The sequence below is a fragment of the Paucibacter hankyongi genome (assembly GCF_037482915.1).
In the GTDB taxonomy this organism is placed as follows: domain Bacteria; phylum Pseudomonadota; class Gammaproteobacteria; order Burkholderiales; family Burkholderiaceae_C; genus Paucibacter_A; species Paucibacter_A hankyongi.
Genome location: NZ_JBBHJX010000012.1, coordinates 57,341 through 78,649 on the forward strand (window position 1 = coordinate 57,341; position 21,309 = coordinate 78,649).

16 protein-coding genes and 1 tRNA gene are annotated in these 21,309 nt (G+C 59.7%); 13 read left to right on the forward strand and 4 right to left on the reverse strand.

Annotation, left to right across the window (positions count from 1 at the left end; all coding sequences use genetic code 11):
- Nucleotides 1-232: 232 nt before the first annotated feature.
- From WG899_RS16500 to pbpG, 6 genes are all read left to right on the forward strand, one after another.
- Nucleotides 233-2,023, forward strand: a complete 1,791-nt coding sequence (locus tag WG899_RS16500; protein WP_339596754.1) for an acetolactate synthase 3 catalytic subunit — start codon at nucleotides 233-235, stop codon at nucleotides 2,021-2,023.
- Nucleotides 2,024-2,193: 170 nt separating this feature from the next.
- Nucleotides 2,194-2,685, forward strand: a complete 492-nt coding sequence (gene ilvN / locus WG899_RS16505) for an acetolactate synthase small subunit (RefSeq protein ID WP_263539803.1) — start codon at nucleotides 2,194-2,196, stop codon at nucleotides 2,683-2,685.
- A 152-nt stretch (nucleotides 2,686-2,837) separates the two neighbouring features.
- Nucleotides 2,838-3,854, forward strand: coding sequence for a ketol-acid reductoisomerase (gene ilvC / locus WG899_RS16510; RefSeq protein WP_263539804.1), 1,017 nt, complete (start codon nucleotides 2,838-2,840; stop codon nucleotides 3,852-3,854).
- 81 nt (nucleotides 3,855-3,935) lie between these two features.
- Nucleotides 3,936-4,784: a CDP-diacylglycerol--serine O-phosphatidyltransferase gene (pssA, locus tag WG899_RS16515; RefSeq protein ID WP_339596755.1), complete on the forward strand. Its 849-nt coding sequence runs from the start codon at nucleotides 3,936-3,938 to the stop codon at nucleotides 4,782-4,784.
- Between the two features lie 186 nt (nucleotides 4,785-4,970).
- Complete coding sequence (locus tag WG899_RS16520; protein ID WP_339596756.1) at nucleotides 4,971-6,512, forward strand: 2-isopropylmalate synthase; 1,542 nt, start codon at nucleotides 4,971-4,973, stop codon at nucleotides 6,510-6,512.
- 241 nt (nucleotides 6,513-6,753) lie between these two features.
- Nucleotides 6,754-7,758 carry a D-alanyl-D-alanine endopeptidase gene (gene pbpG / locus WG899_RS16525; RefSeq protein ID WP_339596833.1) on the forward strand — a complete coding sequence of 335 codons (1,005 nt, stop codon included), beginning with the start codon at nucleotides 6,754-6,756 and terminating at the stop codon, nucleotides 7,756-7,758.
- Between the two features lie 84 nt (nucleotides 7,759-7,842).
- Here the strand turns inward: pbpG and WG899_RS16530 are convergent, their stop codons facing one another.
- Entirely contained in the window at nucleotides 7,843-8,610 is a 768-nt protein-coding gene (locus WG899_RS16530) for an IclR family transcriptional regulator (RefSeq protein ID WP_339596757.1), read from the reverse strand.
- Nucleotides 8,611-8,646: 36 nt separating this feature from the next.
- Between WG899_RS16530 and WG899_RS16535 the strand changes: the two genes are divergently transcribed.
- On the forward strand, nucleotides 8,647-9,825 hold the full coding sequence (locus WG899_RS16535) for a TIGR03790 family protein (protein WP_339596758.1): 1,179 nt from the start codon (nucleotides 8,647-8,649) through the stop codon (nucleotides 9,823-9,825).
- Between the two features lie 34 nt (nucleotides 9,826-9,859).
- Here WG899_RS16535 and hpnE read toward each other — a convergent pair whose 3' ends face one another.
- From hpnE to hpnC, 3 genes are read right to left on the reverse strand one after another with little or no spacing between them, the layout of a single operon-like run.
- Entirely contained in the window at nucleotides 9,860-11,176 is a 1,317-nt protein-coding gene (gene hpnE / locus WG899_RS16540; protein ID WP_339596759.1) for a hydroxysqualene dehydroxylase HpnE, read from the reverse strand.
- Nucleotides 11,173-12,021 carry a presqualene diphosphate synthase HpnD gene (gene hpnD / locus WG899_RS16545; protein WP_339596760.1) on the reverse strand — a complete coding sequence of 283 codons (849 nt, stop codon included), beginning with the start codon at nucleotides 12,019-12,021 and terminating at the stop codon, nucleotides 11,173-11,175. The genes hpnE and hpnD overlap by 4 nt, the downstream gene beginning before the upstream one ends.
- Nucleotides 12,018-12,878: a squalene synthase HpnC gene (gene hpnC / locus WG899_RS16550; RefSeq protein ID WP_339596761.1), complete on the reverse strand. Its 861-nt coding sequence runs from the start codon at nucleotides 12,876-12,878 to the stop codon at nucleotides 12,018-12,020. Before hpnC ends, hpnD begins: the two co-directional genes overlap by 4 nt.
- 289 nt (nucleotides 12,879-13,167) lie before the next feature.
- On the opposite strand from hpnC, the gene WG899_RS16555 reads away from it, so the two are divergent.
- The 6 genes from WG899_RS16555 to clpX all read left to right on the forward strand — a co-directional run bounded on the left by WG899_RS16555 (nucleotide 13,168) and on the right by clpX (nucleotide 21,250).
- The gene (locus WG899_RS16555; protein WP_339596762.1) at nucleotides 13,168-14,265 is read left to right on the forward strand and encodes an efflux RND transporter periplasmic adaptor subunit; all 1,098 of its coding nucleotides are present in this window, start codon (nucleotides 13,168-13,170) and stop codon (nucleotides 14,263-14,265) included.
- A gap of 13 nt (nucleotides 14,266-14,278) precedes the next feature.
- Nucleotides 14,279-17,419 carry an efflux RND transporter permease subunit gene (locus WG899_RS16560; RefSeq protein ID WP_339596763.1) on the forward strand — a complete coding sequence of 1,047 codons (3,141 nt, stop codon included), beginning with the start codon at nucleotides 14,279-14,281 and terminating at the stop codon, nucleotides 17,417-17,419.
- Between the two features lie 192 nt (nucleotides 17,420-17,611).
- Nucleotides 17,612-17,698, forward strand: a tRNA-Leu gene (locus WG899_RS16565).
- A gap of 23 nt (nucleotides 17,699-17,721) precedes the next feature.
- On the forward strand, nucleotides 17,722-19,035 hold the full coding sequence (tig, locus tag WG899_RS16570; protein ID WP_339596764.1) for a trigger factor: 1,314 nt from the start codon (nucleotides 17,722-17,724) through the stop codon (nucleotides 19,033-19,035).
- A 201-nt stretch (nucleotides 19,036-19,236) separates the two neighbouring features.
- Nucleotides 19,237-19,845, forward strand: coding sequence for an ATP-dependent Clp endopeptidase proteolytic subunit ClpP (gene clpP, locus WG899_RS16575; protein ID WP_339596765.1), 609 nt, complete (start codon nucleotides 19,237-19,239; stop codon nucleotides 19,843-19,845).
- Nucleotides 19,846-19,981: 136 nt separating this feature from the next.
- Nucleotides 19,982-21,250: an ATP-dependent Clp protease ATP-binding subunit ClpX gene (clpX, locus tag WG899_RS16580; RefSeq protein WP_339596766.1), complete on the forward strand. Its 1,269-nt coding sequence runs from the start codon at nucleotides 19,982-19,984 to the stop codon at nucleotides 21,248-21,250.
- Nucleotides 21,251-21,309: the final 59 nt, after the last annotated feature.

A 21,309-nucleotide genomic window follows, 5' to 3' on the forward strand; every position in this document is an offset into this window, starting at 1 on the left:
GCAGGCAAAACAGCGCGAATTATTGCATTGTGGGAGCGGACTCTAGTCGGCGTCTCCGAAAACAGTCCAAGTCCAGTGCATAATGTTGCTTCGCACAATGAACATCTGGTCTCAGTTTGGCCGCCCGACCGGGGCACCATCTCTTTGATCGCGCAGGTTCCGAGTCCACCTCACAAGGGTGCGAGTAGGAGCACCAATGGTTTTTCGTTAGAGAAATTCACAAAGGTTCGAAATGGACATGTCTAGCGCGGAAGTCAAGCGTGCCCACGCGGCACAGCCTCATTCCCAAAATAATTCTTCTCCCTCTGAGCTGAACGGCTCCGAGATCTTGGTTCGTTGCCTGCAGGCCGAAGGTGTTCAATACCTTTGGGGCTATCCAGGCGGCGCAGTGCTCTATATCTACGACGCGCTGTACAAACAGGAAACCATCCAACACGTTTTGGTTCGGCACGAGCAGGCTGCTGTTCATGCGGCCGACGGCTATGCCCGCGCCACCGGCGATGTGGGCGTGGCGCTGGTGACCTCGGGTCCAGGTGTGACCAATGCCATCACCGGCATTGCCACCGCCTATATGGACTCCATCCCCATGGTGATCGTGACTGGCCAAGTGCCGACGCCCGCCATCGGCCTGGATGCCTTCCAGGAATGCGACACCGTTGGCATCACCCGTCCTATCGTCAAGCACAACTTCCTGGTGAAGGATGTGCGCGATCTGGCGATGACGATGAAAAAGGCCTTCCACATCGCCCGCACCGGCCGTCCCGGTCCGGTGGTGGTGGACATCCCCAAGGATGTCTCGATGGCCAAGCTGGGTACTGCTTTCGAGTATCCCCGTCATGTCGAGATGCGCTCCTACAACCCGGCGCGCAAGGGCCACTCGGGTCAGATTCGCAAGGCGGTGCAGCTGCTCTTGCAAGCCAAGCGCCCCTATATCTATTCGGGTGGCGGCGTCATCCTTGGCGAGGCATCGGCCGAGTTGCGCGAGTTGGCCAATTTGCTGGGCTACCCCTGCACCAACACCTTGATGGGTCTGGGGGCCATCGCCTCCAGCGACCCCAAGTTCCTCGGCATGTTGGGCATGCACGGCACCTACGAAGCCAATATGACCATGCAGCACTGCGACGTGCTGTTGGCTGTGGGCGCTCGTTTTGATGACCGCGTGATCGGCAACCCCAAGCACTTCGCCCAGGTGGAGCGCAAGATCATCCATGTGGACATCGACCCCTCGTCGATCTCCAAGCGGGTGCGGGTGGATATCCCCATCGTCGGTGACGTCAAGGACGTGCTACAGGAATTGATCTTCCAAATCAAGGAAGCGCAAGCCAAGCCCGACTCGGCCTCCATCAATGCCTGGTGGAGCCAGATCAATGAATGGCGCCGCCGTGAATGCCTGGCCTACAAGACCTCCAGTGATGTCATCAAGCCGCAGATGGTGGTCGAGACCCTGTGGAATCTGACCAAGGATCGCGACACCTACATCACCTCGGATGTGGGGCAGCACCAGATGTGGGCGGCTCAGTTCTACCGCTTTGAAGAACCGCGCCGCTGGATCAATTCCGGCGGACTGGGCACTATGGGCGTGGGCTTGCCCTATGCCATGGGCATCAAGCTGGCCAAGCCTGAGTCGGACGTGTTCTGCGTCACCGGCGAAGGCTCCATCCAGATGTGCATCCAGGAACTCTCGACCTGCTTGCAGTACAAGACGCCGGTCAAGATCGTCTCCTTGAACAATCGCTACCTGGGCATGGTGCGGCAGTGGCAAGAGCTGGACTACGGCAAACGCTACTCGCACAGCTATATGGAAGCGCTGCCAGACTTCGTCAAGCTGGCCGAGGCCTACGGCCATGTGGGCTTGCTGGTGGAGAAGCCCGGTGATGTCGAGGGCGCCTTGAAAGAGGCGATCCGACTGAAAGATCGCACGGTCTTTCTCGACATCCGCACCGATCCGACCGAGAACGTCTGGCCCATGGTCCAGGCGGGCAAGGGTATTTCGGAAATGCGTCTGGGGTCCGAGGACCTGTGAGGTGAGGAAGTCAAGCCTGTTGCCCGAGCGTTACCGCGCCGGGTGATGGGTTTGGCGGATTCGCTTTGTTCAGCCTTGACCATAGTCCAGACATCCCTCCCATCGAATAGCGTGGCCAAGAGTCTGCAGTTACCGCTGCCGGCTTGAAGAGCGCGAAGGACGAGACCCCCATGAAGCACATCATTGCATTGCTGATCGAGAACGAGCCGGGCGCGCTGTCGCGCGTGGTGGCGCTGTTCTCGGCCCGTGGCTACAACATTGAGAGCCTGACCGTGGCGCCGACCGAGGACCCCTCGCTGTCGCGCATGACCATCGTCACCACCGGCTCGGACGAAGTGATCGAGCAAATCACCAAGCACTTGAATCGATTGATTGAAGTGGTCAAGGTGGTGGACCTCACCGAGGGCAACTACACCGAGCGTGAGCTGATGCTCATCAAGGTGCGTGCGGTCGGCAAGGAGCGCGAAGAAATGAAGCGCACCGCCGACATCTTCCGTGGCCGCATCATCGATGTGACCGAGAAGACCTACACCATCGAGTTGACCGGTGATTCCTCCAAGCTCGACGCCTTTATCGACGCGATTGATCGCGCCTCGATTCTCGAGACGGTGCGCACCGGCACCAGCGGCATCGGCCGTGGCGAGCGCATTCTTCGAGCCTGATGAATCACCCCCGAAGCGCTTCGCGCTCCCCCTCGAGGGGGCGAGCCCTGTGGCCCGGCAAAGCCGGTTCCACGGGCTCCGCTTGGATTGACCGTGTCGCGTGACGAAGCCGCATCACATACCAACCCACTAGTTTTTTCCTGGAGCACGATATGAACGTTTTTTACGACAAGGACGCTGACCTGAGCCTGATCAAGGGCAAGAACGTCACCATCATCGGCTACGGCTCACAAGGCCATGCCCACGCACAAAACCTGAACGACAGCGGCGTCAAGGTCACCGTCGGTCTGCGCCGTAACGGCGCTTCCTGGGCCAAGGCCGAAAACGCCGGCCTGAAAGTGGCCGAGATCGCCGAAGCCGTGAAGGCTGCCGACGTAGTCATGATCTTGCTGCCGGACGAGCAGATCGCCGATGTCTACAAGAACGAAGTTGAACCCAATATCAAGCAAGGCGCTTCGCTGGCCTTCGCGCACGGCTTCAACGTGCACTACGGTCAAGTCACGCCCCGCGCCGATTTGGACGTTTGGATGGTGGCGCCTAAGGCCCCCGGTCACACCGTGCGTGGCACCTACGCCCAGGGCGGCGGTGTGCCTCACCTGATCGCTGTCTATGCCGACAAGTCGGGCAAGGCGCGTGATCTGGCCCTGAGCTACGCCTCGGCGAATGGCGGCGGCAAGGCCGGCATCATCGAAACCAACTTCCGCGAAGAAACTGAAACCGACTTGTTCGGCGAGCAGGCAGTTCTTTGCGGTGGCGCGGTGGAGCTGATCAAGGCAGGTTTCGAAACCCTGACCGAAGCCGGCTATGCGCCTGAAATGGCCTACTTCGAGTGCCTGCACGAGCTGAAGCTGATCGTGGACCTGATCTATGAAGGCGGCATCGCCAACATGAACTACTCGATCTCGAATAACGCCGAGTATGGTGAGTATGTGACCGGCCCGCGCGTCGTCACCGAAGCCACCAAGAACGCGATGCGTCAGTGCCTGAAGGACATCCAGACCGGCGAATACGCCAAGAGCTTCATCCTGGAAAACAAGGCCGGCGCACCGACACTGCTGAGCCGCCGTCGCCTGACCGCTGAGCACCCGATCGAGCAAGTGGGTGAGAAGCTGCGCGCGATGATGCCTTGGATCAAGAAGAACCGTCTGGTAGACCAGTCCAAGAACTGATTTTTGAACTGAGCCTCCAAAGCCGCGCAGCCAGCAGCTGCGCGGCTTTTTTCTTGCCGGCCTGTTGTATCCTCCCGCCCCATGAGTGATTCCAAAACCAAGACCCGCCCCGACTTGCTGGATGACGACGAGGATGGCGCGCTTGAGACGCCGCGCCCTCGTCGTAAAGGTATTTATGTGCTGCCCAATGCGATCACGCTGGCGGCGCTGTTTTCGGGCTTCTATGCCATCGTGATGGCGATGAATGGCCGCTTTGAAGTGGCCTGTATCGCGATCTTTTGCGCTGCTGTGCTGGACAGCTTGGACGGCCGCGTGGCGCGCATGACCAATGCGCAAAGCGCATTTGGCGAGCAGATGGACAGCCTGTCCGATATGGTCAGTTTTGGCGCAGCGCCGGCCTTGATCGTCTATATCTGGGCCTTCAAAGACATGGGCAAGCTGGGCTGGATCCCATCCTTTGTCTACATTTCGGGCGCGGCCCTTCGGCTGGCGCGCTTCAACGTCAATATTGGCGTCGTCGATAAACGCTTCTTCCAGGGCTTGCCCAGCCCCGCGGCGGCTGCCGTGGTGATCGGCATGATTTGGGCTTTTGATGATGCTGGCTTCAAGCAAGTGACCCAGTTGCCCTGGGTGGTCTGGACTGCCTTCGGCCTGACCTTGTTTGCGGGCCTGTCGATGGTGACTAACGCGCCGTTTTATAGCTTCAAAGTGGTGGGCGCCCGTCGGACCGTGCCCTTTGTGGTCTTGGTCGCAATCGCTCTCGCCATCGTGCTGATCAGCCAAAACCCGCCGCTGGGCTTGTTTGCAATTTTCTGTGCTTATGCCTTGTCGGGTTATGTCATCTATGGCTGGCGCAAAGCCAAGGGGCGTCCGGTCAGCATGATTGCCACATCAACCGATGAGCCCGATGAAAAGGGCTTGCACCACTGAAGTTCAGTGGTGTGCCGTGCTATATTGACCCCATGACGTTTTCAACCGCATCCGCGCTGCTGCTACTAGCCATCGAGCCTCGGGCCCGCTGATCGCACACGTCAAAAGATTTCTGCATCACAGGCCCGCCGAGCAAATGCTTCGCGGGCCTTTTTGTTTTTCAACCTGGCCTTTTTGGAGAACCCCATGGCTGATCAGTTGATCATCTTCGACACCACTTTGCGCGACGGCGAGCAGTCGCCCGGCGCCTCGATGACGAAGGACGAAAAACTGCGCATTGCGCGCCAGTTGGAGCGACTGCGCGTGGACGTGATCGAGGCCGGTTTCGCGGCCTCCAGCAATGGCGATTTTGAGGCGGTGAAAGCGATCGCGGACGCCGTGCGTGAAAGCACGATCTGCTCGCTGGCTCGCGCCAATGATCGTGATATCGCGCGTGCGGCCGAAGCGCTGAAGGGCGCGGCGCGCTCACGGATTCACACCTTCATTGCCACCAGCGAACTCCATATGGAGAAGAAGCTGCGCATGACGCGTGAGCAGGTGTTGGAACAGGCGATTCAAGCCGTACGGTTTGCGCGTAACTTGACCGATGATATCGAGTTCTCGCCCGAAGACGGCTACCGCTCCGACCCCGAATTCTTGGCGCGTGTTGTCGAGGCGGTGATCAAAGAAGGTGCGCGCACGATCAATATTCCCGACACCGTCGGCTATGCGATCCCCGAGTTGTACGGCAACTTCATCAAGACCTTGCGTGAGCGCGTGCCTAACTCTGACCAAGCCATCTGGTCGGTGCACTGCCATAACGACTTGGGCATGGCAGTGGCCAATTCGCTGGCAGGCGTGCAGATTGGTGGCGCCCGTCAGATCGAGTGCACCATCAATGGCTTGGGTGAGCGCGCAGGCAACTGCTCCTTGGAAGAGGTGGTGATGGCGGTCAAGACCCGTCGCGACTACTTCGGTCTCGATTGCCGGATCGATGCCTCGCAAATCGTGCCGGCATCGCGCCTGGTTTCACAGACCACCGGCTTTGTGGTGCAGCCCAACAAGGCGGTGGTAGGGGCCAATGCTTTCGCCCATGCCTCGGGCATCCATCAAGACGGCGTGCTGAAGGCGCGTGACACCTACGAGATCATGCGCGCCGAAGATGTGGGTTGGAGCGCCAACAAGATCGTGCTGGGCAAACTCAGCGGCCGCAATGCCTTCAAACAGCGCTTGCAAGAACTGGGGATTGCCTTGGAGTCGGAGGCCGAAGTCAACGCGGCTTTCGTCCGTTTCAAGGATCTGGCCGACCGCAAGAACGAAATCTTCGATGAAGACATCATCGCCTTGGTGATGGATGAGTCCGTCACCGCCGAGCAAGAGCATTTCCGCTTGGTGGCCTTGGCTCAGCGATCGGAGATGGGCGAGCGTCCCCATGCCAGCGTAGTCTTCGCGGCCGGCGCGGTTGAGCATCGCATGGAGAGTGACGGCAATGGCCCCGTGGATGCAGTTCTAAGGGCCATCGAGTTGGCCGTTCAAAGTGGCGCCGAGATGTTGCTTTATTCGGTCAATGCCATCACCAGCGGCAGCACAGAATCACAAGGCGAAGTGACGGTTCGATTGCAGCAGGCGGGCCGGGTGGTCAACGGTGTCGGGGCTGATCCGGATATTGTGGTGGCCTCGGCCAAGGCATATTTGAGTGCCTTGAACAAGCTGCAAAGCAAGATTGAGCGGGTGGCGGCGCAAGGATGAATGCTTGGGCTGCCTCGGTCCTTGCGAACTTTGTGCGCGGATCGAGGCTGCAAGCGTTGATCCGAGTGGACTGAAGGTGATGAGGCGGTATTCGAAGTTCAGCTTGAAGAGCCTCATCTAAGCATTTGATCTTGCTAGTATTTTCCATTTCACCTACACTGTTGATCAGTAGCTGGGGCCCGGATTGAAGACTTTCTCATCTCATTTGACGTCGATTGTTTTGGGCGCCGCGCTCGTGGTGATGGGCTCGCTCGCATCGACGCAGGCGGCTTCTGCCGCGGCTGCACCCTCTAAGTCGTCTAAGCAGGCCAAGACAACTGCCGCCAAGCAGGCGTCGGCCAAGACTGTTCGTAGTGCCAAACCGGCGGCGCGTACGACACGCAAGTCTGTGGTGCTTGCAGCGTCTGCCGGCGCGGTGACCGTGGCCGCCAAGCCCACCTTTGGGCAGCTCTACGGCTTGCACGACGAAAAAGACCCCTTGGATTTGAAGTCCAGTGTTGCCTTGGTCGTTGATCAAGATACCAACGAAGTCTTGTTTGCCAAAAATTCGCAAGCGGTGCTGCCCATTGCGTCGATCACCAAGCTGATGACAGCACTGGTGGTGGTGGAAGCGAACCAGTCGATGGACGAGAAGCTCACCATCAGCGATGAAGACATCGACTCCGAAAAGGGCACTCGCTCGCGTCTGACCGTCGGCACCACGCTGACACGCGGAGAGATGATGCATCTGGCCCTGATGTCGTCAGAGAATCGCGCGGCCAATGCCTTAGGTCGCCACTATCCTGGTGGCCTGGAGGTCTTTGTGCCGGCCATGAACCGCAAGGCGCAAGCCCTGGGCATGCATGACACGCACTATGTGGAGCCAACGGGCTTGTCGAGCCGCAATCAGTCCAGCGCCAAAGATTTGGCCGCACTGGTCAAGGTGGCGCATGGTTTCCCGCTGTTGCGAGAGCTGTCCACCTCACGGGAATATCAAGTTGCTCTGGGTCGCCGCCAGGTGGCGTTTCACAGTACCAATGGCTTGTTGAGCAGCCCGTCCTGGGACATTGGCTTGCAGAAGACCGGCTTCATCAATGAGGCCGGTCGTTGCTTGGTGATGCAGGCCCGGATGGCCGGGCGCAAGCTCATCATGGTTTTCTTGGATTCGACCGGTAAATACTCGCGGATTGGCGATGCCGAACGGATTCGTAAGTGGATCAGCAGCAATCCTTCGGCCCTGGCGCAGCCGCTGAAGGTCGCTAGTTAAGGCAAGCCGCCAAAGAGATCAGCTCTTTGACTGACTGAACAAAAAACGCGCTCGATGAGCGCGTTTTTTGTTGGGGTCTCCCGTTCAACCTCGGTAGCCGAGCGCGGCTGAAATCTGCGCCACCGTGTCCTTCAATTTTTGCAGCCAGGACTCCTCCAAACGATCGGCTGGTGCCGAAATTGAAAGTCCGGCGATCAGCTTGGCCTGATCGTCATAAATACCGGCCGCCATACACCGCACGCCGAGCTCGAGCTCTTCGTCATCTCGAGCCACGCCCCGCTGGCGAACCAGCGCCATTTCGCGCTCCAGCGCGGTGATGTCGGTCAGGCTGTTGCGGGTGTGGCCGGCCAGGCCGGTGCGGGTCGCGTAGGCGCGCACGCGCAGCGGATCGTCGCTGGCCAAAAAGAGCTTGCCAACCGAGGTGAGGTGCAAGGGCGCGCGGCCGCCAACGGCACGCACGACCTGCATGCCCGAACGCTCGCTGTAAGTACGCTCGATGTACACGATCTCATCGCCCTGGCGCACCGATAGATTGACCGGTTGGTGGGTGAATTTGTGCAACTCTCGCATCGGCGCCAGCGCTGCATCACGAACATCGAGTCGGGCTTTGACCAAATTGCCTAACTCCAGCATGCGCATGCCCAAGCGATAGCTTCCGGCTTCCGGTCGATCGACGAATCGACCCAAGGCAAGATCGTTCAGAATGCGGTGGGCGGTGGACGGGTGCAGGCCTGTGCTGGCGCTGATGTCTTTCAGCGAGACGGGATCCTGATGGCTGGCCAAGACATCCAGCAATGAAAACATGCGCTCCAGAACCTGGATGGCAGGCGTTTGACCCTCTTTGTTTTTCATGCCTTCATTGTGCTGGAGATTGTTTTGTTTTGCATCGTGAAAAATAGATTCGCCCCTCGAGAGGGTCGCCATCTTGCAACAGCCCGGGCGAATAGCGTTTGGGCCGTGCTGGGTCTGGTGTTGGGGATGCAGCAGGCGGTGTACGCGCAGGCGCAAGCGCAAGCTGCGACCGCCGCCTCGGCGCCGGCGGCATCTGCATCTGCGCCGGTATCGTCCAGTTGGTTGCGCATGCCGCGGCTCCAGGGGCGTCTCAGCGCCGCGGACCTGGGCTTGCTGATCAATACGGCCGACCCCTATTCGGTGGCGATCGGTGCGTACTATGCCGAGCGGAGAGCCATCCCAGAGCAAAACATTGTGCGGGTCAAGCTGCCGCTGCGCGCCAGTTTGAGTGCGGATGAATTCTCCAGCCTGCAGGCGCAGATTCAGAGTCAGATGGGCCCCCAGGTGCAAGCTTTGGCCTTGGCGTGGCGACAGCCCTACGCGGTTGAGTGCAATGCCATCACGGCCGCCTTGGGCATGGGCTTTCAGCCCGAGATTTGCGCGCAGAGCTGTGTCCCATCCAAACTGTCGCCGTATATCTCATATCAAGGCTCGCGACCGTTCAGTGATTTGGGTATGCGGCCTGCCATGATGCTGGCCGCGCGCAGCATAGAAGCCGGCCAGGCCCTGATTGATCGGGGCATTGCGGCCGATCAGAGCTTGCCAGCCTTCACCCCGGTCAATGCCTACTTTGTCAGCACCCCCGACGCGGCTCGCAATGTGCGGTCAAGTCTGTTTCCTCCGGCGACAGCGCTGCGGCCCTGGGGCATAGAGGTCAAGAGGGCCTCGAGTCAGGCCTTGCCGGCGCTGCAGCGCACCTTGGTTTACCAAACGGGCCTGATCCGTGTGGAAGGTTTGTCTGCGGTCGATTGGGTGCCTGGCGCCTTGGCCGATCACTTGACCTCCTTCGGGGGCTTGCTCGAGGCCAGTTCCAACGAGGGCCAGATGAGTGCCCTGGATTGGCTGGAGGCCGGCGCCACGGCCAGCTATGGCACGGTCAGCGAGCCCTGCAATCATCGACAGAAGTTTCCGCATCCGCAGATTCTTCTGCTCAGCTATGTTCAGGGCGTTACGGCTTTGGAGGCGTATTGGCACAGCGTAGCTTGGCCGGGGCAGGGGGTCTTCATTGGCGAGCCCTTGGCGGCTCCGTTTGCTCCGAAGTTCGGTCAGCCTTGACTCGCCCCGCTCAAATGGCCGGTCTTGCCGTGCCTTAATTGCGGGCCGCGGTGATGCAGGCCAGCGCGGCAGCCTGCCCGGAGCGCACCGCGCCTTCCAGCGTGGCAGGGTAGGGGCCGGCAATATAGTCGCCGGCCGCCCACAAGCCTTCGGCAATTTGGGCAGCGGGGCGTTGCAGCCCGGGTGTGCAGGCAAAGGTGGCGCGCTTTTCAGCCAGTACACGGTAAACGCTCGGCTCGCTGTGCCAGCTGAACTCACGGCGCGCTTGCTGCAGGGTGCAGGCGCCAGTGGCCTCAAGGCCTTGTTCCACCCATGGGGCTGCGCCACTGACCACAAAGGCAAACAGGCCGGGTGCGTGTCCGAGTTGGCCGAGGTCAAACGCGAATTGCGCCGGCGCCTGTGGCCCTTCAATCAACGCCACCATGGCTGCCGGCAGGCTGCTCCCGGGTGCGTGTAGATAGACGGTAATGATGGGTTCAAAGCGCAGCGCCTGCGCCGTCTGCGCCCACGTTGGCGCAATGTCGGCGCATAGCTGGGCCGCTTGCGTGGCGGGGCAGGCCATGACCACTTGGTCGAAATGCAGGGGCGAAGCCGGGCGCGCGGCGTGGATATCGAGTCGCCAGCCTTGGTCGCCGTGCTGTACCGATTGGACGCGCGCGCCAAGCTCAATGTTTGCGCCGTGGGCCAACAGCCAGTGCTGAGCGGGCTCGGCCAGCAGTTGAGACAGGCCTTTTCGGGGCAGCAGCAAATCGGCGCTGCCTGGTCCGCTCAGCAAGGCGTCGTGCAGCACGCGCAAAAAGACTTCGGCGCTGGCTTGGGGGGCGGGCGTATTCAAGGCGGCGACGCACAGTGGGTCCATCAGCTCCTGCCGCACGATGTCGGGCAAGCCGGCGCACAGTTGCGCCACACTGAGTCCCGGCTCGCAGCGGAAGCCTTTTGCCAGCCAGACCGTGGCCACGGCCATCAACTGCAAGCGGGCTGACATGGGCCAGGCCTTGTAGCCCAGGATGGCGCGGGCGAAGCTCAGCAAGGGCTGGCCGGCTTTTAATTGCAGGCCTTCGTGCTGCGGGTAGCGCAGGCGCAAGGGTTGTCGCAAGAAGGCGCGATCGATGTCGAGCCCGACCCTGCGCATCAGGCCTAGGCATGCGGTGTAGGCGCCAATCAGGATGTGCTGGCCGTTGTCCAGTCGGTAATTGTTTGGCCCCTCATGCAGGCTGCGGGCGCGGCCGCCGAGATGGGGCGCCATTTCATACACCGTGACGGCATGGCCGGCAGCGCACAAATCGACGGCGGCCGCCAGCCCGGCCCAGCCGCCGCCGATCACGGCCACTCGGCGAGCTGCTGGGTTCAACGACCGGCCCAGTTGGTGCGCATCGCGATCCAAAGTTTACGGACCGGCGTCAGCGCGATGCGCTGCTCCAGCACTCGAAAGCCTTCGGCTTCGATTTCGCGCAGCAAGGCGCGATAGATGTTTGCCATCATCAGGCCTGGCTTCTGGGTGACCCGGTCGGCCTCGGGCAGCAAGGCGAAGGCTTCGTCATACAAACGATGCGCGCGCTCGGCCTGGAACTTCATCAGTGCCGTGAAACGCTCGCTATAGCCCCAGGGGTCTTGGCGGCGCAGAATTTCGTGGGCTTTGACGTCAAACTGCTGCAGCTCTGAGATGGGCAGGTAAATACGCCCACGCCGGGCGTCGTCGCCCACATCCCGAATGATGTTGGTCAACTGCATCGCTTGGCCCAATGTGTGGGCGTAGCGAACGGTGTCGGCTTCGGTGCGGCCAAAGATGGCGGAGGCCACTTCGCCTACCACGCCGGCCACCAGATGGCAGTAGCGCTGCAGACCGGGGTAGTCCAAAAAGCGAGTCTGCTCCAGATCCATTTGGCAGCCGTCAATCACGGCATGCAAGTGTTCCAAGCGAATATCGTAGTGACTGACATGCGGCATCAAGGCTTGCATCACGGGGTGCTGCGGCTGGCCCGCAAAGGCCGAAGCGGCTTCCTTGCGCCACCATGCCAGTTTGGTCGAGGCAACGCCGAGGTCGGCAATCTCATCCACCACGTCATCAACCTCGCGGCAAAAGGCGTAAAAGGCGGTGATGGCGGCACGCCGCGGCGCCGGCAGGAACAAAAAGGCGTAATAAAAACTCGAGCCACTCTTGGCCGCCTTGTCCTGCACATACTGCTCGGGACTCACAAACTCTCCTCTTGGGTCTGGTTGGCCTTCATGCGCAGCGCCCCCCACAACATGGCCGGCATATCGGCGGCGCTGATGCGGGGGCGTTGGATGAGGCTTGCATAGTGCATTGCGCGGATTCTCTCAATAATTCGCAACCCTCCCTGCACCACCAGACGCAATTCCCAGCCGGCGCGACCGGGGATCTGGTGCACCAGAGGCGCACCAGCTCGCATCATCGCCTCGGCCCAATCGCACAGATCTCGGATCAAGGCGCGTGCGGCCGCGCTGTCTCGGCAAGCCAGCAAGTCGGCAGGGGCCACCGCATGGCGGGTCAGATCTGTTTGGGGGGCGTAGACGCGGCCGTTCGGGCCGTCACGCGTAAAGTCCTGCCAAAAATTAATCAACTGTAAGGCGCTGCAAATGGCGTCGGACCGGCGCAGCGCCAGGGCGTCATCAATGCCGTACAGGTGCAAGAGCGAACGACCCACAGGATTGGCGGAGCGTCTGCAGTAGTCGAGCAACTCTTGGCGGTCTGCGTAGTTCTTTTTGCGCAGGTCCTGTTCAAAGGCATCGAGCAGGTCATGTAGCAATTGCAGCGGTAGTTGATGGCGCTGTATGACGACCGCCAGCGGTTTGAATACGCGATCCGACCATCGCTGTGAACTTTGGCCTCCGGACGCGATGGCCCTCAAGTCATCTCGGTAGGCTTGTAAATCGAGCAGCCGCTGCTCGGTGGAGGCGTCGCCTTCGTCGGCCAAATCATCGGCCGTGCGGGCAAAGTGATAGATGGCCGCCACGGCGGGGCGCAAGTGCTTGGGGCACAGCCAAGATGCGACGGGGAAATTTTCGTAATGATCGATACTCACGGGCGGCATTGTGGGTGGTCTTTGTTGCTTTTCTGGCGCACTGCGATGGAGTGCTTGAACTTGCTGTGATTCAGGCTTGTTTTTCTGGCGCCGGCAGGCGTTGAACATGCGATTCTTCGGCGGGTGGCAAGATTTGACAGCCCTAACTGCCTTGCATACATTACTGACCAATCGGTCAGTAACGAGTTGAGAAACGACCTAGGCGGCTGCTCAGCTGAGATTTGAGCGGTTGGGCTTGTCGGCGGCGTAGATATTTTCAAGGTTCCTCATGCATCAAAACCTATACCGAGCCTTCGTAATGGCTCCTTTGCTGGTCTTGCTGGCGGCTTGTGGTCGTCAGGAGGCTGCGCCCGAGCCCGAGCGCGCTGTGCGAACCCTCGTTTTGAAAGCAGACTCGGCAGGAATGACGCACGAATATGCCGCCGAGGTGCGCGCGCGTACCGAATCACGCTTGTCTTTCCGTGTTGGCGGCAAGATTCTGGTCCGCAAGGTCAATGTCGGTGACTTGGTCAAGCCTGGTCAGTTGCTGGCTCAGCTAGACCCGCAGGATTTGATGCTGGCGCAAGAGGCGGCGCGTGCTGGCGTGCTGGCAGCGCGCACCAACCGCGATCAATTGGGCGCCGATTTCAAGCGCTTTATTGAACTGCGTGAGCAAGGCTTCATCAGTGCCGCCGAACTTGAGCGGCGTGAAAGCGCCTTTAAAACGGCGCAGGCGCAACTCGACCAGGCCAAGGCACAAGCCAGTTCGCAAGTGAATCAAGCCGGCTATGCGCAGTTGCTGGCCGATGTGGCCGGTGTTGTGACCGGCGTGGATGCTGAGCCCGGCATGGTGGTTGGTGCAGGCACACCGATCGTGCGATTGGCTCATGACGGCCCGCGCGACGTGGTGTTTTCGGTGCCAGAAGATCAGCTCGGGGCCGTGCAGTCGTTTGCGGCCAAGCCCGGCGCCCTCAAGGCCAAACTCTGGGGTGAAGCCTCCGCATCGGCGCGGCCGGTCAGCCTGCGCGAAGTTCCTGCCGCAGCCGACCCGATCACGCGCACGTTCTTGCTCAAGGCCGATGCTGGCCGTTTGCACGCCAAGCTCGGGCAAACCGCGACCGTGTTGATTGAAGCTCCGCGCCAGGCCCAGGTCATCAAGTTGCCGCTGGCTGCGATCTTGCAACAACAGGGACAGAGTACGGTGTGGGTCTTGGACCCGAGCCAGATGACGCTGAAGATGCAGGCGGTACAAGTAGGTGGAGCAGACGGCAACGAGGTGTTGATCTCGGGCGGCCTAAGCCCTGGCCAGGAAGTTGTGGTCGCTGGCGTGCATGTGCTTAAGGCCGGGCAGCGGGTGAAGCGCTACCAAGAGGGCTTGGCAGCGGCCAAGCCGGTGGCTGCAGCGGCGTCCCACTGAGGGCAGGACGAGCATGAGCATCAATCAAGGCAAGGGCCACGGCGGCAGTCGATTCAATGTGTCGCGCTGGGCCCTGGAGCATCCCGCGCTGACGCGCTATTTGATGGTGGTTCTGATGCTGATGGGCTTTGCAGCCTATTTCCAGCTGGGACAGGATGAGGATCCGCCGTTTACTTTCCGCTTGATGGTGGTACAGGCGTTTTGGCCGGGTGCCACCGCCCAGCAGATGGCCGAGCAGGTGACAGACAAGATCGAGAGAACGCTGCAGGAAGTGCCGTATTCCGACAAGATCCGCAGCTACACCAAGCCGGGCGAGTCGCTGACTATTTTTCAGTTAAAGGACAGTGCCCCGCCAAAGGAAGTGGGCGAAGTCTGGTATCAGGTGCGTAAACGCATTGGCGATATGCGGTATACGCTGCCCCAAGGCGTTATTGGGCCGGTCTTCAATGACCAGTTCGGCGATGTTTACGGTTCAATCTTTGCCTTGTCGGCCGATGGCTTTACACGTGAGGAGTTGCGTGAGCATGCCGATCGCGTGCGGTCATTGCTTCTGAAATTGCCCGATGTGGCCAAGGTGGAAACCTTTGGCGCACAGGCAGAAAAAGTCTTTGTCGAGATTTCTCAGAAACGGCTTGCAAATCTTGGCCTCGACTTCACTCAGGTCATCAATCAATTGGGGGCACAGAACGCCGTGGAAGGCGCCGGTGTGCTCAACGCTGGCAGCGGCAATCTGCAGGTTCGTGTGGCCGGCCAGTTCAACTCGGTGCAAGCCTTGAGGGACTTTCCCATCCGGGCGGTCAATCCGGTGACGGGGCAGGCCAGCTCTTTGCGCTTGGCAGACATTGCCGAGATCAAGCGTGACTATGTCGATCCGCCGTCAACCAAAGTACGCCACCAGGGCAAAGAGGTGATCGCTTTGGGGGTCTCTATGACTAAGGGAGGCGACATCATTGCGATGGGCAAAGGCCTGCAAAAAGCTGTGGCGGATATCCGCAAAAGTCTGCCGGCCGGTATCGAGTTGGCGCAAATCCAGGATCAGCCGCAGGCCGTGACGCGCTCGGTCAACGAGTTTGTGCAGGTGTTGATCGAGGCGGTGGTGATTGTGCTTCTGGTCAGCTTCATTTCCCTGGGCTTGCACACGCGGCCCTTGCGAATCGATATTTGGCCCGGCTTGGTCGTGGGTATCACCATTCCTTTGGTTTTGGCGATCACCTTTGTGACGATGTTTTACTGGGGCGTGGGGCTGCACAAAATCTCGCTGGGCTCGCTGATCATCGCGCTCGGTCTGTTGGTTGATGATGCGATCATCGCCGTCGAGATGATGGTGCGTAAGTTGGAGGAGGGCTATGACAAGATGCATGCCGCCACCTTCGCCTATGACGCCACAGCCATGCCAATGTTGACCGGCACCTTGATTACTGCGGTCGGCTTTTTGCCGATTGGCTTGGCGAGGTCGTCGACCGGCGAGTACACCTTTGCCATCTTCGCCGTGACGGCAGCGGCCCTGCTTATTTCCTGGGTGGCCTCGGTCTTTTTCGTGCCCTACCTGGGGTCTTTGCTGCTGCGAACGCACAAGGCCAATGAGGGTGAGGCACATGAGATGTTCGATACGCCGTTCTATAACCGCTTTCGGGCCATGGTGCGTTGGTGCGTGGAGAACCGCTGGAAGACTATTTTGATGACCTTGCTCCTTTTTGGTTTGGGTTTGTTCGGAATGGGCCGAGTGCAGCAGCAGTTCTTCCCCGACTCCAGTCGGCCGGAGATTTTGGTCGACTTGTGGTTGCCCGAGGGCTCGACGATTCAGCAAAGCGAAGCGATCGCCAAGCGGTTTGAGGCTCGCATGATGCAAGAGGCTGGCGTCTCAACCGTCAGCACCTGGATTGGCACCGGGGTGCCTCGGTTCTATCTGCCGCTCGACGTCGTGTTCCAGCAGTCCAGCGTCAGTCAGGCCATCGTGTTGCCGAAGAGCTTGCAGGAGCGCGAAGCCCTGAGAAAGCGTCTGCCTGGCCTGATGGCGGCCGAGTTCCCGGAGGTGCGTGCACGTATCAAGCTGTTGCCAAATGGCCCGCCGGTGCCCTATCCGGTGCAGTTCCGGGTTGCGGGCGAGAAGGTCGAGGTGGTCCGGTATTGGGGTGATCAAGCCAAGACCATTCTTGCCGCGAGTCCGAATATGCGCGGCGTCAACGACAACTGGAACGAGCCGATCAAGGTGCTCAAACTCGAGATCGATCAAGACAAGGCGCGTGCGCTTGGCGTGAGTAGCCAGAGTTTGGCTCAGGCCGCGCAGACTTTGCTGTCCGGGCGCATCGTCGGGCAGTACCGCGAGGCCGATAAGCTTGTTGATATCGTGTTGCGCCAGCCCTTGGATGAGCGCAATGCGATCACCGATATTGGCAATGCCTATGTCCCGACGGCCAGCGGCCGCTCTATCCCGTTGACTCAAATTGCCAAGGTTGGCTTTGATTGGGAGCCGGGTGTGCTTTGGCGCGAGGGTCGCAGTTATGCAGTGACCGTCCAGGGCGATGTGGCAGAGGGCTTACAGGGCGCCACCGTCACGGCACAGGTGTGGCCGAAACTGCAAGAACTGCAGGCCAAAATGCCTCCGGGCTACACCATCTCGGTGGCCGGCGCCGTTGAAGAAAGCAGCAAGGGGCAGGGCTCGATTGCCGCCGGAGTGCCGGTCATGCTGTTCATCACCTTCACCCTGCTGATGCTGCAACTGCAGAGCTTCTCGCGCTCGATGCTGGTGTTTTTGACTGGCCCCTTGGGTATTGCGGGTGTGGCCGGCGCATTGATCTTGTTCAACAAGCCCTTTGGCTTTGTTGCGTTGCTCGGCGTGATCGCTTTGATGGGCATGATCATGCGCAATTCGGTGATTTTGATCGACCAGATCGAGCAAGACCGTTCGCGCGGCGTGCCGGCTTGGTCGGCCATCGTGGAGTCGGCGGTGCGGCGTTTCCGCCCCATCGTGCTGACGGCGGCTGCAGCCGTTCTGGCGATGGTGCCTCTGTCGCGTAGCGTCTTCTGGGGACCGATGGCCGTGGCCATCATGGGCGGTTTGATCGTTGCCACGGCGCTGACATTGCTGGCCCTGCCTGCAATGTATGCGGCTTGGTTCCGGGTCCAACGACCGGAGGCCTCCTCACGGTTTTGACCGATAACCACTGGCGTCGCTCGCGTCGCCAGTTGTCTTAAGCAGCGGCAACAATTGGCGCTGAGCCCAGGGGTTTTCCCCTTGGCTGATTTTTGCTTCGGCAATTGGCTACAATCCACGGTTCTCCGAATTACCACGGGTTTGTCGGGGCAGGTTTCTTGAAATCCGCTCCTGCAAACTTGATTCCACTCAGCGCGGGTGGCGAAATTGGTAGACGCACCAGGTTTAGGTCCTGACGCCTTCACCGGCGTGCCGGTTCGAGTCCGGCCCCGCGCACCAGATAACTTAGTACTGAGTCAAAAATGGCTGTCACCGTCGAAACCCTCGAAAAGCTCGAACGCCGCATCACGCTCACACTGGCGGCCGCTGACATCAACAGCGAAGTCGAGACCCGTCTCAAGAAGTTGGCCCGCACCGTCAAGGCCGATGGCTTCCGCCCCGGCAAGGTGCCGATGAGCGTGGTCACTCAGCGTTATGGTTACTCCGTCCAGTACGAAGTCATGAACGACAAGCTGGGTGAGGCTTTCTCTGTTGCCGCCAACGAAGCGCAATTGCGTGTTGCTGGCGCTCCGAAGATCGCTCAAAAGGATGAGTCGCCCGAAGGTCAAATGGCTTTTGATGCAACCTTCGAGGTCTACCCTGAAGTCAAAATTGGCGACCTGTCGGCCGCTGATGTTGAGAAGGTGGGTAGCGATGTGACCGAAGAGGCCATCGACAAGACCGTCGACATCCTGCGTAAGCAGCGTCGCAGCTTCGCTCAGCGCGGCGCTGCCGAGGTGGCTGCCGATGGTGACCGCGTGACGATCGACTTCGAAGGCAAGCTGGACGGCGAGCCCTTCCAGGGCGGCAAGGCCGATGGCTTCCAATTCATCATCGGCGAAGGCCAGATGCTGGAAGCTTTCGAGAAGGCTGTGCGCGGCATGAAGGCCGGCGACTCCAAGACCTTCCCCTTGGCATTCCCTGAGGATTACCACGGCAAGGACGTGGCCGGCAAGGAAGCCGACTTCCTGGTGACGCTGAAGAAGATCGAAGCTCAGCATCTGCCCGAAGTGAATGAGGCTTTTGCCAAGTCGCTGGGTATTGCCGATGCCAGCATCGAAGCCTTGCGCGCCGACATCAAGAAGAACTTGGAGCGCGAAGTGAAGTTCCGCGTGCTGGCTCGCAACAAGGGCGCCGTGATGGACGCGCTGGTGGCTGCTGCTGAACTGGACGTGCCGAACGCATTGGTTGAAGGCGAGTCCGAGCGCATGATCGCTGCCGCTCGCGAAGACCTGAAGAAGCGCGGCGTGAAGGATGCAGAGAAGGCCCCGATCCCAGCCGAGATCTTCAAACCACAAGCCGAGCGCCGCGTGCGCCTGGGCCTAGTGGTTGCCGAGTTGGTTCGCTCCAACAATCTGCAAGCCAAGCCTGAGCAACTGCAAGCGCATATCGAAGAGTTGGCTCAGAGCTATGAGAAGCCCGCCGAAGTGGTGCGTTGGTACCTGAGCGACCGGGCTCGTCTGGCCGAAGTGGAAGCCGTTGTGGTTGAAAACAACGTCACCGACTTTGTCTTGGCCAAGGCCAAGGTCAGCGAAAAGCAATTGCCGTTTGATGAGTTGATGGCGCAAGCCAACTGATCCGGCGTTTCGCCGTGAGCCAAGGGCGCCGTGCCGCGAGGCCGGCGCCTTTTTCATTTGTTGCCCCTTTCTGTGCGGCCGGGCTTGTCACGACATAATCAGCCCCCATACCTGAATATTGGGGTCGACGCGTCAGCCTTTTGGGGCGAGTCGGTCACCGGTCGGTTTGCGGGTTAGAGAGCAACTTTCAGAGGATTCTTCATGAGCGCGCTGGAAATCAATAATTTGGGCATGGTGCCTATCGTCATCGAGCAGTCGGGCCGTGGTGAACGTGCGTACGACATCTATAGCCGACTGCTGCGCGAACGCATCATCTTTTTGGTCGGCCCGGTCAACGACGCGGTGGCCAATCTGGTGGTGGCACAGATGTTGTTCTTGGAGAGTGAAAATCCTGAGAAGGACATCTTCCTCTACATCAACTCTCCCGGTGGCAGCGTTTCGGCTGGCATGTCGATCTACGACACCATGCAGTTCATCAAGCCGCAAGTCTCCACTCTGTGCATGGGCATGGCTGCCAGCATGGGCGCCTTCCTGTTGGCCGCAGGTGAGAAGGGCAAACGCATCGCCTTGCCCAACGCCAAGATCATGATTCACCAACCTTTGGGCGGGACGCAAGGTCAGGCCACCGATATTGAGATCCATGCCCGCGAAATCCTCAAGACTCGCGAGCAACTCAATCGCATCCTGGCCGATCGCTGCGGACAGAGTCTGGAAAAGATTCAGGCCGATACCGAGCGCGACTACTACATGTCCTCGGCCGAAGCTCAGACCTATGGTCTGATCGATCAGGTAATCGAAACGCGTCCGTGAGTGTTGACCCTGTTGGGGCTATGCCCCAATGGGCTTGCAACTGATGCCGTAAGGGGGGCTTTTTTGAGTGAAAGCCCCTGCGTGCGTTTGAACTATCATCCAAGCAGGCATTAACGCCTGAAAGACAAGCAGATCCATGGCCGAGAAAAAAGGCAATTCCAGCGAAAAAGTTTTGTACTGCTCCTTTTGCGGCAAGAGTCAGCATGAGGTGAAGAAGCTGATCGCTGGCCCGTCGGTGTTTATTTGCGACGAGTGCATCGAGCTCTGCAATGACATCGTCCGCGATGAAGTGCCGGCTGAAACGCCTCAAGCGCGCGCCAGCAAGTCCGACTTGCCTGTGCCGAGTGAAATCAAAGCCAGCCTGGATCAATATGTGATCGGCCAAGACGTGGCTAAGCGCACGCTGTCGGTGGCTGTGTACAACCACTACAAGCGTCTGCGCCATATGGCCGGGACCAAGGATACGGTTGAGTTGTCGAAGAGCAATATCTTGCTGATCGGCCCGACCGGTTCCGGCAAGACCTTGCTGGCTCAAACCTTGGCGCGACTGTTGAACGTGCCCTTTGTGATCGCCGACGCCACCACCTTGACCGAAGCCGGCTATGTGGGTGAGGACGTCGAAAACATCATTCAAAAACTGCTGCAGAACTGCAATTACGACGTGGAGCGTGCGCAGCGCGGCATCGTCTACATCGACGAAATCGACAAGATTTCTCGCAAGGCGGACAACCCTTCCATCACCCGTGACGTGTCGGGCGAGGGCGTGCAACAGGCGCTGTTGAAGTTGGTCGAAGGCACGATGGCGTCGGTCCCCCCACAGGGCGGCCGTAAGCACCCGAATCAAGACTTCCTACAGATCGATACGACCAATATCTTGTTCATCTGCGGCGGTGCTTTTGATGGCCTGGAAAAGGTCATCCAGAACCGCTCGGAAAAGTCCGGCATCGGCTTTGGCGCCAGCGTCAAGACCAAGTCCGAGAAGCGCGTGTCTGAGGTCTTCCGCGAGGTGGAACCCGACGATCTGATCAAGTTCGGCATCATCCCCGAATTGGTGGGCCGCTTGCCGGTGGTTGCCACCTTGGGTGAGTTGACCGAAGACGCCTTGGTGCAAATCTTGACCGAGCCCAAGAACGCTTTGTTGAAGCAGTATCAGCAATTGTTCTCGATGGATGGCGTCGAACTCGAAGTTCGTCCCTCGGCGCTATCCGCCATCGCCCGCAAGGCCCTGGCGCGCAAGATCGGGGCACGTGGATTGCGCTCCATCATGGAGTTAGCCTTGATCGACACGATGTTCGAATTGCCCGCCCTGGATGGTGTGGCCAAGGTGGTGCTCGACGAGCACACCATTGACGAAAACGCCAAGCCCCTGCTGGTCTACCGCGAACAAGCGAAAGCCAGCGCCTAAACTGTTTTGATAGGCCGGGTTTCACCGGCTGATTCGATCGCTGCGGCGTCTTGCAATTC

What these genes read in the sequence shown, in the direction of transcription:
- WG899_RS16520 (WP_339596756.1), top strand. Translation starts at nt 4,971, where the DNA reads ATGGCTGATCAGTTGATCATCTTCGACACCACTTTGCGCGACGGCGAG.
- WG899_RS16560 (WP_339596763.1), top strand. Translation starts at nt 14,279, where the DNA reads ATGAGCATCAATCAAGGCAAGGGCCACGGCGGCAGTCGATTCAATGTG.
- WG899_RS16500 (WP_339596754.1), top strand. Translation starts at nt 233, where the DNA reads ATGGACATGTCTAGCGCGGAAGTCAAGCGTGCCCACGCGGCACAGCCT.
- pssA (WP_339596755.1), top strand. Translation starts at nt 3,936, where the DNA reads ATGAGTGATTCCAAAACCAAGACCCGCCCCGACTTGCTGGATGACGAC.
- pbpG (WP_339596833.1), top strand. Translation starts at nt 6,754, where the DNA reads ATGGGCTCGCTCGCATCGACGCAGGCGGCTTCTGCCGCGGCTGCACCC.
- tig (WP_339596764.1), top strand. Translation starts at nt 17,722, where the DNA reads ATGGCTGTCACCGTCGAAACCCTCGAAAAGCTCGAACGCCGCATCACG.
- clpP (WP_339596765.1), top strand. Translation starts at nt 19,237, where the DNA reads ATGAGCGCGCTGGAAATCAATAATTTGGGCATGGTGCCTATCGTCATC.
- ilvN (WP_263539803.1), top strand. Translation starts at nt 2,194, where the DNA reads ATGAAGCACATCATTGCATTGCTGATCGAGAACGAGCCGGGCGCGCTG.
- ilvC (WP_263539804.1), top strand. Translation starts at nt 2,838, where the DNA reads ATGAACGTTTTTTACGACAAGGACGCTGACCTGAGCCTGATCAAGGGC.
- clpX (WP_339596766.1), top strand. Translation starts at nt 19,982, where the DNA reads ATGGCCGAGAAAAAAGGCAATTCCAGCGAAAAAGTTTTGTACTGCTCC.
- hpnC (WP_339596761.1), bottom strand. Translation starts at nt 12,878, where the DNA reads ATGCCGCCCGTGAGTATCGATCATTACGAAAATTTCCCCGTCGCATCT.
- WG899_RS16530 (WP_339596757.1), bottom strand. Translation starts at nt 8,610, where the DNA reads ATGAAAAACAAAGAGGGTCAAACGCCTGCCATCCAGGTTCTGGAGCGC.
- WG899_RS16555 (WP_339596762.1), top strand. Translation starts at nt 13,168, where the DNA reads ATGGCTCCTTTGCTGGTCTTGCTGGCGGCTTGTGGTCGTCAGGAGGCT.